This is a genomic window from Mycobacterium sp. AMU20-3851, from assembly GCF_043974665.1.
Taxonomy (GTDB): domain Bacteria; phylum Actinomycetota; class Actinomycetes; order Mycobacteriales; family Mycobacteriaceae; genus Mycobacterium.
In genome coordinates, this window is sequence record NZ_CP146371.1 from 6,025,695 (window position 1) to 6,039,085 (window position 13,391).

10 protein-coding genes are annotated in these 13,391 nt (G+C 69.9%); 6 read left to right on the forward strand and 4 right to left on the reverse strand.

Annotation, left to right across the window (positions count from 1 at the left end):
- The first annotated feature begins 3 nt into the window (after positions 1 to 3).
- Positions 4 to 672: an SDR family oxidoreductase gene (locus V4U86_RS28980; RefSeq protein ID WP_395309258.1), complete on the forward strand. Its 669-nt coding sequence runs from the start codon at positions 4 to 6 to the stop codon at positions 670 to 672.
- Here V4U86_RS28980 and V4U86_RS28985 read toward each other — a convergent pair.
- Entirely contained in the window at positions 669 to 3,596 is a 2,928-nt protein-coding gene (locus V4U86_RS28985) for a leucine--tRNA ligase (protein ID WP_395309259.1), read from the reverse strand. The two genes, V4U86_RS28980 and V4U86_RS28985, sit on opposite strands and share 4 nt — an antisense overlap.
- Positions 3,597 to 3,772: 176 nt before the next feature.
- On the opposite strand from V4U86_RS28985, the gene V4U86_RS28990 reads away from it, so the two are divergent.
- Both V4U86_RS28990 and V4U86_RS28995 read left to right on the forward strand, forming a co-directional pair.
- Complete coding sequence (locus V4U86_RS28990; protein ID WP_395309260.1) at positions 3,773 to 4,765, forward strand: LpqN/LpqT family lipoprotein; 993 nt, start codon at positions 3,773 to 3,775, stop codon at positions 4,763 to 4,765.
- 34 nt (positions 4,766 to 4,799) lie between these two features.
- Positions 4,800 to 5,189, forward strand: coding sequence for a hypothetical protein (locus V4U86_RS28995; protein WP_395309261.1), 390 nt, complete (start codon positions 4,800 to 4,802; stop codon positions 5,187 to 5,189).
- Position 5,190: 1 nt separating this feature from the next.
- Here the strand turns inward: V4U86_RS28995 and V4U86_RS29000 are convergent, their stop codons facing one another.
- A complete protein-coding gene (locus V4U86_RS29000) occupies positions 5,191 to 5,796 on the reverse strand; it encodes a YqgE/AlgH family protein (protein WP_395309262.1) in 606 nt (201 codons plus the stop codon).
- 118 nt (positions 5,797 to 5,914) lie between these two features.
- Between V4U86_RS29000 and V4U86_RS29005 the strand changes: the two genes are divergently transcribed.
- The 3 genes from V4U86_RS29005 (at position 5,915) to V4U86_RS29015 (ending at position 11,378) form a co-directional block, all read left to right on the forward strand.
- Entirely contained in the window at positions 5,915 to 7,201 is a 1,287-nt protein-coding gene (locus V4U86_RS29005; protein ID WP_395309263.1) for an MFS transporter, read from the forward strand.
- A 9-nt stretch (positions 7,202 to 7,210) separates the two neighbouring features.
- Positions 7,211 to 7,987: a TIGR03084 family metal-binding protein gene (locus tag V4U86_RS29010; RefSeq protein ID WP_395309264.1), complete on the forward strand. Its 777-nt coding sequence runs from the start codon at positions 7,211 to 7,213 to the stop codon at positions 7,985 to 7,987.
- An 85-nt stretch (positions 7,988 to 8,072) separates the two neighbouring features.
- A complete protein-coding gene (locus tag V4U86_RS29015; RefSeq protein WP_395309265.1) occupies positions 8,073 to 11,378 on the forward strand; it encodes an AAA family ATPase in 3,306 nt (1,101 codons plus the stop codon).
- On the opposite strand, the gene V4U86_RS29020 is transcribed toward V4U86_RS29015, so the two are convergent.
- Together V4U86_RS29020 and V4U86_RS29025 are read right to left on the reverse strand one after the other, a co-directional pair.
- The gene (locus V4U86_RS29020; RefSeq protein WP_395309266.1) at positions 11,375 to 11,887 is read right to left on the reverse strand and encodes a pullulanase; all 513 of its coding nucleotides are present in this window, start codon (positions 11,885 to 11,887) and stop codon (positions 11,375 to 11,377) included. The two genes, V4U86_RS29015 and V4U86_RS29020, sit on opposite strands and share 4 nt — an antisense overlap.
- Before the next feature lie 15 nt (positions 11,888 to 11,902).
- Positions 11,903 to 13,351 carry a CCA tRNA nucleotidyltransferase gene (locus V4U86_RS29025; RefSeq protein ID WP_395309267.1) on the reverse strand — a complete coding sequence of 483 codons (1,449 nt, stop codon included), beginning with the start codon at positions 13,349 to 13,351 and terminating at the stop codon, positions 11,903 to 11,905.
- Between the last annotated feature and the right edge of the window lie 40 nt (positions 13,352 to 13,391).

The following is a 13,391-nucleotide window of genomic DNA, read 5'->3' on the forward strand; positions in this document are numbered from 1 at the left end:
GGCGTGCCCACAGCCCTGATAACCGGTGCCGGCGGCGGGATCGGATCGGCCGTCGCCGCCGCTCTCGCGCCCACCCACACGCTGCTCCTGGCGGGCCGCCCGTCGGCGCATCTGGACGCGCTCGCCGCGCGCCTCGGGGCGCCGACCTGGCCACTGGATCTGGCCGACCAGGAGTCCATCGAAGCGGCCGCCGAGCCGCTCGCCGAACTCGACGTGCTGGTGCACAACGCCGGGGTGCTCTACCCCGGGACGGTCGGCGAATCCAGCGCCGAGCAGTGGCGGGCGAGCTTCGAGATCAATGTCACCGGCGCCGTCGCGTTGACGCTGGCCCTGCTGCCCGCACTGCGCGCCGCACGCGGGCAGGTGGTGTTCATCAATTCCGGTGCCGGCCAGAAGGTCTCAGCCGGCATGGCGTCATATTCGGCGAGCAAGTTCGCGCTGCGGGCGTTCGCCGACTCGCTGCGCACCGACGAACCGTCGCTGCGGGTGACGACGGTCTTCCCGGGCCGGGTGGACACCGAGATGCAACGCGATCTGGTGGCGTACGAGGAAAAGGACTACGACCCGGCGAAGTTCCTGCGGCCCGAGACCGTGGGCACGGCCGTCGCGCAGGCGGTGCTCACCCCGCCCGACGGCCACGTGCACGAGGTGGTCATCCGCCCGCGGGTCTAGACGACGAGGTTCACCAGCCGGCCGGGCACCACGATGACTTTCTTCGGGGTGGCTCCGTCCAGGAACGCCTGTACCTTGTCGTCGGCCAGCGCCGCGGCCTCCAACGCCGCCTTGTCAGCATCCGCGGCGACGGTGATCTTGCCGCGCACCTTGCCGTTGACCTGTACCGGCAGCTCCACGGTGTCGTCGACGAGGTAGCGCTCGTCGGCCACCGGGAACGGTCCGTGCGCCAGCGAGGTCTCGTGCCCCAGCCGGCGCCACAGCTCCTCGGCCAGGTGCGGTGCGAGCGGGGCGACCATCAACACCAGCGGCTCGATCGCCGTCCGCGCCGTCACGCCCTCCTTGGTGAGGTGGTTGGTGTACTCGATGAGCTTGGCGGCCGCGGTGTTGTTGCGCAGTGCCGCATAGTCTTCGGCGACGCCGGCGATGGTCTTGTTCAGCGCGCGCAGGGTCTCGTCGGAGACCGCCGCATCGTCACTGACCCGCTGCTCGCCGGTGGTCTCGTCGATGACCGCCCGCCAGACCCGCTGCAGGAACCGGTGCGCGCCGACCACGTCCTTGGTGGCCCAGGGCCGCGATGCCTCCAGCGGGCCCATCGACATCTCGTACACGCGCAGGGTGTCCGCGCCGTACTCGTCGCAGATCTCGTCGGGTGAGACGGAGTTCTTCAGGCTCTTGCCGATCTTGCCGAACTCCTGGTTGACCTCGATCTCACCCTCGGGCGCTGGGTAGAAGAACTTCCCGTCCCGTTCGATGACCTCGGCGGCGGGCACATAGGAGCCCCGCGCGTCGGTGTAGGCGAAGGCCTGGATGTAGCCCTGGTTGACCAGCCGCCGGTAGGGCTCCGACGAGCTGACGTGGCCCAGGTCGAAGAGCACCTTGTGCCAGAACCGCGAGTACAGCAGGTGCAGCACGGCATGCTCGACACCGCCGACGTACAGGTCCACCCCGCCCGGGTCCTGCGGGCCGTGGATGTCGGGCCGCGGACCCATCCAGTACGCCTCGTTCTCCTTGTCGCAGAACGCGTCCTGGTTGTGCGGGTCGGCGTAACGCAGTTCGTACCACGAGCTTCCCGCCCACTGCGGCATCACGTTGGTGTCGCGGCTGTAGCTCTGCAGGCCGTCGCCGAGATCGAGTTCGACGTGCACCCAGTCGGTGGCCTTGCCCAGCGGCGGGGACGGCTCGCTGTCCGCGTCGTCCGGGTCGAACATCACCGGCGCGTAGTCCGGGATGTCCGGAAGTTCCACCGGCAGAGCCGATTCCGGCAGCGGATGGGCACGGCCCTCGGCGTCGTAGACGATCGGGAACGGCTCACCCCAGTACCGCTGCCGGGCGAACAGCCAGTCCCGCAACTTGAACTCGACGCGCGCCTTGCCGGTGCCCTCGGCCTCCAGCCGGGCGATGATCGCCTCCTTGGCCGCAGCCACGTCCAGGCCGTCGAGGTAATCGGAGTTCACCAGGGTGCCGTCACCGCTGTAGGCGCCCTCGGTGATGTCACCGCCCGGCTGATCCCCGGATCGCTGCGCTCCTGCCCCAGGAACGACAACCTGCACAATGGGCAACCCGAACGCGGTGGCGAACTCCCAGTCCCGCTGATCCCCGCTGGGCACCGCCATGATGGCGCCGGTGCCGTAGCCGGCCAGCACGTAGTCGGCGATGAACACCGGAATCCGTTGCCCGTTCACCGGATTGACGGCGTACGCGCCGGTGAAGACGCCGGTCTTGGACTTGTTCTCCTGGCGTTCCAGATCCGACTTCGCCGCGATGTCGGACCGGTAGGTCGCCACCGCTTCGGCCGGGGTGGCGCCGCCGTAGGTCCAGCGGTCATCGGTGCCCTCGGGCCACCCGATCGTTCCCCCGTCGCTTCGCTCGCCCCCAACGGTGACCAGCGCGTCGACCAGCTCGTGCTCGGGTGCGAGCACCATGTAGGTGGCACCGAACAGGGTGTCGGGCCGGGTGGTGAACACCTCGATGTCGCCTGCCTCGGTGGCGAAACGGACTTCGGCACCGGTCGAACGGCCGATCCAGTTGCGCTGCATGGCCTTGACCTTGTCCGGCCAGTCCAGCACGTCCAGGTCGTCGAGCAACCGGTCGGAGTACGCGGTGATGCGCATCATCCACTGCCGCAAGCGTTTCCGGAAGACCGGATAGTTGCCGCGGTCACTGCGGCCGTCGGAGGTGACCTCCTCGTTGGCCAGCACGGTGCCCAGGCCGGGACACCAGTTGACCACCGAGTCGGCGCGGTAGACCAGGCGGTGGGAGTCCACGACATCAGCCCGGCCGGCGGCGTCGAGTTCGGCCCAGCTGCGACCGTCGGGCAGCGCCCGCGCACCGGACTCGAACTCGGCGACCAGCTCGGCGACCGGCCGTGCGCGGTTGAGCTCGGGGTCGAACCAGGCGTTGTAGATCTGCAGGAAGATCCACTGCGTCCACTTGTAGAAGTCGACGTCGGTGGTGGAGAAGCTGCGCCGCGAATCGTGGCCCAGGCCCAGCCGGCCGAGCTGACGGCGGAAGTTGACGATGTTGGCTTCGGTGCGGGTGCGCGGGTGGGTCCCGGTCTGCACCGCATACTGCTCGGCGGGCAGCCCGAACGCGTCGAAACCGAGCGCGTGCAGCACGTTGCGGCCGGTCATCCGGAAGTAGCGGGCGTACACGTCGGTGGCGATGTAGCCGAGTGGGTGACCGACGTGCAGGCCGTCCCCGGACGGGTACGGGAACATGTCCTGGACGAACATCTTGTCCGCCGGTACCGGGGCGCCGTCGGCGGGCGCCAGCGACCCGACCGGGTTGGGCACGTGGAACGTCCCGAGCCCATGCCAGCGTTGCTGCCAGGTCTGCTCGATCTCACCGGCCAACTGCGCGTTGTAGCGGTGGCTGGGGGCGTCGGCGTCGGTGGCGGCTGGGTCAGCCGGGGAGTCTGTCACCCGAACAGGGTATAAGCGCCGCTCGCGCGCCCTTCGGCCACGGGTTGGTATCGGTTGCGTTGCGGGGCGCTCACCACCCGGTTGCAGCTCTATTCCAGCCCTGGTGAGCAGGCCCGGCGCGTGGATACAGTCGGCCCCTGACCCAGGCACGTGCAACTCGGAAGGACCGGCGTCAGATGAATCACAGGCACAGCTGGCGGATCGCGATCGCGGGGACCGCCGCCGGATTCGCCGGCGTGGTGGCCATGTCCGGCACCGCCGCCGCCGAACCGCTTGCTCCGCAGCCGTCCGTGCCCACTCCTGTCACCGTCACCCAGACCGTCACCGTCGCCCCGCAGGCCGCTCCCGCACTCGCACCCGCGGTGCCCGGTCCGTCCCAGCCGGTCGGCCCGGCCGCGGTGCCGGCCGCCGTCACACCCGGGGCGGCCACCGGACTCGGGACCACCACCAGCACCGCGACGGCCCCCGCGGCCGCGCCCCGCCCGGTATCGGTGCCGTTGTCACCGAACCCGGCGGGCACCATCCGGGATTACCTGGAGAGCCGCAAGGTGGCGATGGAGCCGCAGGTACCCACCAACTTCTCCGCACTGAACATCGTGCTGCCCCGGCCGACCGGATGGACCCAGGTGCCGGACCCGAACGTGACCGACGCCTTCGCGGTGATCGCCGACCGGGTCGGCGGTGACGGGCTGTACACCTCCAACGCGCAGGTGGTGGTCTACAAGCTCGTCGGTGACTTCGATCCCCGCGAGGCCATCCGGCACGGATTCACCGACAGTCAGCAGCTGACCGCGTGGCGGGCGACCGGCGGGTCGATCGCCGAGGTCAACGGGGTGCCCACCTCGCTCATCGAGGGCACCTTCCGTGAGAACAACATGACGTTGAACACATCGCGGCGGCACATCATCGCCACTTCCGGTACCGACCGCTACCTGGTGTCGCTTTCGGTGACGACGGCCGAGTCGCAGTCGGTGGCCGCGGCGGACGCCGTCGACGCGATCGTCAACGGTTTCCGGGTGTCCGCCCCTGCTCCGGCCCCGGCCGCCGCCCCCGCGCCGGCCGGCCGGATCCCGCCCGCCGCCCCGCTGAATGCGACCGCGGTCCCGGTCGGTCTCGGTGGAAGCTCCGGGGCGGGCCCGATCTTCTCACCGGTGAGCGGCCTCCCCTGAGCGCGCCGCCAGGGCCGCCCCTTATCCTGGGTCCATGCTCATCGCCGCGGTGCTCTGCCTCTGCGTGGCAGCGGCCACTGCCGGTGCCGCCGCCTGGTCGCTGAATCGTCCCTACGCCGCCGACCCGGTCCGGCAGGTGCTGCGGGCCGTGGCCCCCACCCAGTTCGCCGCGGCCGCCATGCTGGCCGCCGGCGGTGTCGTGGGCCTGGCCGCGCCGGCCGAGATGGGTCTGCTGGTGCTGGTGGTCTGCGTGCTCGGCGCGATCGGAACCGTCGGGGCCGGCTGCTGGCAGAGCGCGAAGCTGGTGGCGATGAAGGAAGCCGAGCAGGAGGCGAACCGGGAAGCGGGCGGCGGCTGCGCCGGCTCGTGCGGTTCGTGCACGCTGGCCTCTGCCGACTCGTCGGGCCGCTCGATCTGCGGTTGAGTCAGTTGCGGCTGAGGTCGATCGGGTGGGTTGCCAGCATCGACAGCGGTAGCGGCTGACGTCGCAGCACCCGCGCCCACAGATCCACCCTCGGTTCGACGAGGACATCCGAGGGCAACGCCGACAGCACGATCCAGTCGTCACGCTCGATCTCGCCGTCGAGCTGACCGGTGGTCCACCCCGAGTACCCGGCGAAGATCCGCACCCCGTCCAGCGCGGGGGCCAGCACATCGGGATCGGAATCCAGGTCCACCATGACCACCCGGCCCTGCACATGCCGGATCCCGGGCACGCCGGTGATGTCCACACCCACCCGGACGGTGGCCAGGCACAGCGCGGAGTCCCGCTTCACCGGCCCGCCGACGAACATCGTCTTCGGCTTCATCGCAAGCTTGGCCCACTGCGGCAAAACGTTGTACACCGCGGTTTCACTGGGCCGGTTCAGCACCACCCCGAGGGTGCCGCCCTCGTTGTGCTCGATGATGTAGATGACGGTGCGGCGGAAGGTCGGTTCGTACAGATCGGTATCGGCCAGCAGCAGGGATCCGGCGCGCACATGCGGTGCCGTCGGAGTGAGGTGATCCTCCGGTTCCTCGTGCTGTCCCACTGGTCCATCATGTCACCAGCACCCCCTCGCAGCAGCGAACAACAAGCGGTCCGACGAGATATTTGTACTGTGGATTCGGGTGCCGACCGCAGTCCCGGCCCGGACAGGATCTGAACTGATGACAGACGCCCGCAATCCGCCGGGAACCTGGCAGAGCGTGCGTGATCTACCCGAGTTCCGGCGGCTGCTGGAACTACGGGCGGTCAGCCAGTTCGGTGACGGACTGTTCCAGGCCGGACTGGCCGGCGCCCTGCTGTTCAACCCCGAACGCGAGGCCGATCCGTGGGCCATAGCGCTGGCGTTCGCCGTGTTGTTCGTGCCCTATTCGGTGCTCGCTCCGTTCGCCGGGGCGCTGTTGGACCGCTGGGACCGGCGCCTGGTGCTGATCGGTGCCAACACCGGCCGGCTGCTGCTGATGCTCGCGGTCGGCGCCGCCCTGGTGGTCGGCGCCGACGATCTGGTGGTCCTGCTGGGCGCCCTGATCGTCAACGGCTTCACCCGGTTCGTGTCCTCTGGCCTGTCTGCGGCGCTGCCGCACGTGGTGCCGCGCGAGACGGTGCTGACCATGAACTCGGTGGCCACCGCCACCGGATCGATTGCGGTGTCCCTCGGAGCCGTCTGCATGTTGGTGGCGCGGGCGCTGTTCGGCGCCGACGATGCCGGCGGGGCGGTGGTGATCTTCCTCAGCGTCCTGCCGGTCCTGCTGGCGCTGGTGCTCTCGGTGCGGTTCTCGCCGCACGTGCTCGGTCCGGACGACAGCGCCCGCGCGGTGCACGGTTCGGTGCTCTACGCGGTGTCCACCGGCTGGGTGCACGGCATCCGGACCGTGGTCGCGGTCCCGAAGGTGGCCGCCACTCTCGGCGGGCTGGCCGCCCACCGCATGGTGTTCGGGATCAACACCCTCCTGGTGCTGGTGATCGTCCGGCACAGCGGTGATCACGACGTCGCCGGACTGGGGCTGGGCACTGCCGCCCTGTTCGTCACCGCCACCGGCACCGGGTCGTTCCTGGCCACCGTGTTCACCCCGGCCGCGGTCCGGCGTTGGGGCCGGTACCGGTCCGCCAACGGTGCGCTGGCGCTGGCGGTGGTGGTGCAGCTGTTCGCCGCGGGACTGCACCTGCCGGTGATGATCGGCTGCGGTTTCCTCCTCGGCGCGGCCGGCCAGGTGGTGAAACTGTGCGCGGACAGCGCCATGCAGATCGACGTGGACGACGCGCTGCGCGGGCATGTGTTCACCGTTCAGGACTCGTTGTTCTGGGTGACGTTCGTCGCCGCGATCGCCGCGGCGGCGGCGGTGATCCCGGGCGACGGGCTCTCCGTGCCGCTGGTGCTGTCCGGTTCCGTGATCTACCTGCTGGGGCTGGCGGTGCATGCCGGGCTGGGCCGGCGGATCCCGGCGGATTAGGGTTGCGCCATGCCCGCTGCCGAACCGATGGTGGCCGACCTGCGCGCCGAGAGTGACGTGCTGGACGCGCTCGTGACCGATCTGCCCGCGGCCGGCTGGCAGACCCCGACTCCCGCGCCGGGCTGGACCATCGCCCATCAGATCGCGCACCTGTGGTGGACCGACCGGGTGTCGCTGCAGACGATCACCGACGAACAGGCCTTCGCCGAGGTGCTCGGCCAGGCCGCCGAGAATCCGCTCGGTTTCGTCGACGCCGCCGCCGAGCGGCTGGCCGCCACCCCGCCGGCCGAACTGCTCGACGGGTGGCGCGCCGACCGGGCAGCATTGCACGCCGCCCTGCTGGAAGTCCCCGACGGTCGCAAGCTGACCTGGTTCGGACCGCCGATGAGCGCGCCGTCGATGGCCACCGCGCGGCTGATGGAAACCTGGGCACACGGCCTGGACGTCGCCGATGCGCTCGGGGTCCATCGCCCACCCTCGGCACGGTTGCGCTCGGTCGCCCACATCGGGGTGCGCACCCGCGATTTCGCCTTCCACACCCACGGCCTGACCCCGCCTACTACGCCGTTTCACGTGAAACTGCAAGGGCCAGAAGGTGATTGGTGGACATGGGGACCCGAGGACGCCGCTCAGACGGTGACCGGCCCGGCCGAGGACTTCTGCATGCTGGTCACCCAGCGGCGCGCGCCCCAGGAGCTCGACGTGGTGGCCGTCGGCCCCGACGCCGAGAAATGGCTGACCATCGCGCAGGCCTTTGCGGGGCCGCCAGGCGCCGGTCGCGGCTGATCGCGACCAGATTCACCCGAACCCTTCCGTGCGGCACCGATCGGGCGCACCATGAAAACGAGCCCCACCGATCGAGCCACCTGTCATGGACTTCTATGCCGTCGTCGATGCGGTCATCGACCTAGTTCGGACCCGGAGCCGGGTCTCGTTCCCGGCACTACAGGAACAGTTCGGGCTCGACGGCGAGAAGCTCGACGCCCTGCGCGCCGAACTGCGCTACGCCCACCCCGACACCATCACCATCGACGGCGCGGGCCTCACCTGGACCGGGGCCCCCGGACCGGACGCCGAACGGCGACAGCTCACGGTGCTGTTCTGCGACCTGGTGGACTCCACTCCGCTGTTCGGCGCGGTCGATCCCGAAGACCTGCGGGAGGTGATGCGCGCGTACTTCCTGGCCTGCGACAAGGTGATCGGCCGGTTCGGCGGATACACCGCCCAGTACCTCGGCGACGGGCTGCTGGTCTTCTTCGGCTACCCGCAGGCGCACGAGGATGACGCAGCCCGGGCGGTGCGCGCCGGGCTGGGCATCATCGAGGCGATCGGCGGTCTCAACGTGGCGCTGCAGCAGCAGTACGGGTTGATGCTGTCCGTCCGGCTGGGTTGCCACACCGGCATGGTGGTAGTCGGCGAGGTCGTCGGGGAGAACCGGCACGAGCAGATGGCCCTCGGCGACACTCCCAACATCGCGGCCCGGCTGCAGACCGTCGCCGCACCCAACACGCTGGTCATCGGGGAGCTGACCCATCAACTGCTGCACGGCTTCTTCCACACCGTGCCGCTCGGGGCACCTCCCCTGAAAGGGGTGGCCGAACCTGTGCAGGTGCACCGGGTGCTCGCCGAGGACACCACCCGGACCCGGCTGGAGGCGATCGGTACCACCGGGACCGGACCGCTGGTGGGCCGCACCGCGGAACTGCACGCGCTGGAAGGACTGTGGGGCGACGCGGTGGACGGGCAGGGACGCGTGGTTCTGGTGAACGGGGAGGCCGGTATCGGCAAGACCCGGCTGGTCTACGCGCTGACCGAGCGTGCCGGCGCCGACCTCGGCTGGTTGGTGCCCTGCCAGGCCTCGCCCTATCACCGCGACACCGCGCTGTACCCGTTCGCCGACCTGCTCGACCGGCTCGTCCTGCGGCCGGACGGCACCGCCAGCACTGCCGAATCCCTGCGCAATCTGGAGGGTTTCCTGGTCCAGAACGGGTTGGTGCTCGAGCAGGCGATGCCGGCCATGTGCGCGATGGCTGCCCTGCCGACCGGCACCGTCACCGACCACAGTCCCGAACAGTTGCGGCAGGGCGCCATCGATGCGCTCACCGCCATCCTCGTCAACCGCGCCGCGCACCAACCGGTTCTGCTGGTGGTCGAGGATTTGCACTGGGCCGACGCCAGCACCCTGGAACTACTCACCCAACTCATCGGCAAGCTGTCCGGCACCCGGATGCTCATCCTGTTGACGGGCCGGCCGGAATTCGACTCCCCCTGGCCCGATGACGTGGTTCCTCTGCTGACGCCGACCCGGCTGATCCCCACCGAAGCCACCGAACTGACCCTGAACATCGCCGGCAGCAAGCGGCTGCCCGAGGAGGTGCTCGAGCAGGTGGTCGCCAAGACCGACGGGATACCACTGTTCATCGAGGAGATCACCAAGACCGTGCTCGACTCCGGGCTGCTCACCGAGCGCACCGACCACTACGAACTGGCCGGTCCCCTACCGCCACTGGCGATCCCGAACACCCTGCACGACTCGTTGATGGCCCGGCTGGACCGGCTGTCCACGGTCAAGGGCCTCGCTCAGCTCGGCGCCGTGCTGGGCCGCGATTTCTCCTACGCCGTGCTGCGGGCCGTCGCGCCCTGGAGCGATGCCCGGTTGCGCGACGGACTCGCCCAACTGGTGGACGCGGAATTCCTGACCCAGCAGGGCAATCCGCCGCAGTCCTCCTACCGCTTCAAGCACGCACTGATCCAGGACGCCGCCTATCAGTCCCTGCTCAAGAGCACCCGCCAACAGCACCATCAGCGGATCGCACAGTGCATCGAACAGGCTTTCCCCGAAACCGCCTGCGCCCAACCGGAATTGCTGGCCCACCACTACACCGAGGCCGGGCTGACGGCGCAGGCGATCCCGTACTGGGAGGCTGCCGGCCGACGTGCGCTGCAGCGCTACGCCCATGTGGAGGCGGCCAACCACGCCAACCGCGGCCTGGAACTGCTGCGCACCCTGGCGCCGAGCACCGAACGATGCAGGCAGGAACTCGCCCTGCAACTGATGCTGGGACATGCCATCGGGTTCATCGACGGGCCGCACTCCCCCGAGCACATCTACGCCCGGGCGCGTGAACTCGCCCGCCAGGTCGGCAGCACGCCGGAATTGTTCCCGGCGCTGGCCGGCTTCGCCTACGCACAGATCGTGCGCGGCAACATGCATCATGCCCGGCGGCTGTCCGAGGAGTTCCTCGAGTTGGCCCGCCCGCTGCGGGATCCGACGCTGCTGGCGGTGGGGCACTGGATACTGGCCTACACCGCTTGGTGGCAAGGCGATTTCACCGATGTGCGCACGCACAGCCGGGCCGGGCTGGGCTACTACCGTCCGGACCGGCGCGCCGCCTTCATCACCGATTACGGGCAGGATCCGGGCACGGTGTGCGGGTACCTCGACGCGCTCAGCGACTGGGTACTCGGCTACCCGGACCAGGCCGAGGCGGCCATGCTGCGCACGCTGGCGCAGACCGCCGACCAGGACCATCCGTACGCGGTGGGGATCGCCCTGCTGTTCGCGGCGCAACTGTCCCAACTGCGCCGGGAGCCCGCCCTGGCCCGGGAACGGGCCGAGGGTGCCATCGCGATATCGGAGGCCAACGGGTTGCACGCGGTCGGGTTGTGGTGCCTGCTGCCGCGGGGGTGGGCGCGGGTGCAGCAGGGCGACGTCGCCGCCGGGATCGCGGACATCCGTGAGTCCATCGCGCGCCGGGAGGCGGCGGGCATCGGAGCGGTGTGGCCGTGGTTTCTGGCCCTGCTGGCCCAGGCCTACGGTGTCGCCGGGCAGGTCGGGGACGGTTTGCGAGCCCTCGACGAGGCGCAACGCTGGGAGCAGAGCACCGACGAAAAGCTGTACGCGGCCGAGGTGCGCCGGATCCGGGGTGAACTCCTACTCGGATCCGATTGCGTTGCCGCGCAACGCTGTTTCGAACAGGCCCTGGACATCGCGCGGGACGCCCACGCCAGGTCGTGGGAATTGCGGGCGGCGACGAGTCTGGCCCGGATGTTCTGCCGGGCCGGCCGTGATGTCCAGGCCCGGACCGTGCTGCTGCCGGTGTACGAACAGTTCACCGAGGGTTTCGGCACCGCCGATCTGCGTGACGCCCGCACCCTGATCGACGCGCTCGCCTAGAGCTCACCCGCCGAGTCCGCGCGCCCGTCCCCGTCGGTGTCGGTCAGCTTCACATCCCAGTGGCCGTCGCCGTCGCGGTCGGCGTAGGCGGTGTCCCCGTCCCCGGCCAGTACCCGATCGGCGAGCCCGTCGCCGTCCGCGTCGAGCAGGTGGTCGTCGGCGTGGCCGTCGCCGTCGAAGTCGACCATGGCGCCGAACGCCGAACCGACCTCCACCCCGTCCAGCCCGAACCAGCGCAACTGCCCGGTCCGGTCGACGGCCACCGCCCAGGTGCCCGACCCGTCATCGGTGAAGTAGGCCGGCGCCGGGCCGTCCCGGTCGTGCAGGGCGTGATCGGCCATCCCGTCCGACGGCGGCCCGTCCAGATCGGCCAGCGCGTCATCGGCACGCCCGTCGCCATCGAGGTCCAGCGGAAAAGCGTCGAGCACCCCGTCGCCGTCGATATCCAGCGTCGGCTCGGCCGACCAGATCGCCGCATCCCCGGCCCCGTCCCCCAGGCAATAGTCCATGCCTGTTCAGACGCATCAGGACTGCTGCGCGTTCCACCACTTGTGCAGTTCGGCGATGGCTTCGTCGTGCTCGAGCGGGCCGCGGTCCAGCCGCAGCTCCTTGAGGTGGTTCCAGGCCTTGCCCACCAGCGGGCCCGGCGGGATCCCGAGGATCTCCATGATGGCGTTGCCGTCCAGGTCCGGACGCACCCGCTGCAGATCCTCCTTGGCGGCCAGTTCGGCGATCCGCGCCTCGAGCTCGTCGTAGTTGGCCTGCAGCCGGGCCGCGCGGCGCTTGTTGCGGGTGGTGCAGTCGGCGCGCACCAGCTTGTGCAGCCGCTCGAGCAGCGGCCCGGCGTCGGTGACGTAGCGGCGCACCGCCGAGTCGGTCCACCGGCCGTCGCCGTAGCCGTGGAACCGCAGATGCAGGTACACCAGCTGGGACACGTCGTCGACCATCTGCTTGGAGTACTTGAGCGCCCGCATCCGCTTGCGGACCATCTTCGCGCCGACCACCTCGTGGTGGTGGAAACTCACCCCGCCGTCCGGCTCGTGGCGGCGGGTGCCCGGCTTGCCGATGTCGTGCAGCAACGCCGCCCACCGCAGCACCAGATCCGGGCCGTCCTCCAGATCGATCGCCTGTTTGAGCACCGTCAGCGAATGCCAGTACACGTCCTTGTGCTGGTGGTGCTCGTCGATGGCCATCCGCATCTCCCCGATCTCGGGGAGCACCACCGCACCCAGACCGGTCTGCACCATCAGGTCGATCCCGGCCACCGGGTCGGCACCGAGCAGCAGCTTGTCCAGCTCCGCGGACACCCGCTCGGCGGTGATCCGCTCCAACTGCGGGGCCATCTCCAGCAGCGCCTCCAGCACCCGCGGCGCCACCGAGAACCCCAGCTGGGACACGAAGCGCGCGGCCCGCAGCATCCGCAACGGGTCGTCACCGAAGGAGACCTGCGGCGCGGACGGAGTGTCGAGCACCCGCTCCCGCAGTGCGGTCAGCCCGCCCAGCGGATCCAGGAACTCGGCCGGGCCCGCCTCGGTGATGCGGACCGCCATGGCGTTGACGGTGAAGTCGCGGCGCACCAGATCGTCGGAGAGCCGGTCGCCGAACTGCACCTGGGGATTGCGCGACACCTGGTCGTAGCTGTCGGCACGGAAGGTGGTGATCTCGAACCGGTGCCCGGCCTTGCCGACACCGATGGTCCCGAAGTCGATGCCGGTGTCCCACAGCGCGTCGGCCCAGCCGCGCAGCAGTTTCTGCATCTGCTCGGGGCGCGCGTCGGTGGTGAAGTCGAGGTCCGAGTACAGCCGGCCCAACAGCGCATCGCGGACGCTGCCGCCGACCAGGTACAACTCGTGACCGGCCGCGGCGAACACCGCCCCGATGTCACGGAGGACCTCGCCGTAGCTGTTCAGCGCAACCCAGGCTCCCGCCAGCAGTTCGGCCTCGGCGGCATCTGGAGTCGGGTCGTTCGGCACGTTCGGTGAGCCTAATGGTCGATAACGACCCGGCGACAGC

Excerpts from the sequence above, each read along its gene's own strand:
- V4U86_RS29010 (WP_395309264.1), top strand. The coding sequence starts at position 7,211 with ATGCCCGCTGCCGAACCGATGGTGGCCGACCTGCGCGCCGAGAGTGAC.
- V4U86_RS29015 (WP_395309265.1), top strand. The coding sequence starts at position 8,073 with ATGGACTTCTATGCCGTCGTCGATGCGGTCATCGACCTAGTTCGGACC.
- V4U86_RS28990 (WP_395309260.1), top strand. The coding sequence starts at position 3,773 with ATGAATCACAGGCACAGCTGGCGGATCGCGATCGCGGGGACCGCCGCC.
- V4U86_RS29020 (WP_395309266.1), bottom strand. The coding sequence starts at position 11,887 with ATGGACTATTGCCTGGGGGACGGGGCCGGGGATGCGGCGATCTGGTCG.
- V4U86_RS29005 (WP_395309263.1), top strand. The coding sequence starts at position 5,915 with ATGACAGACGCCCGCAATCCGCCGGGAACCTGGCAGAGCGTGCGTGAT.
- V4U86_RS28995 (WP_395309261.1), top strand. The coding sequence starts at position 4,800 with ATGCTCATCGCCGCGGTGCTCTGCCTCTGCGTGGCAGCGGCCACTGCC.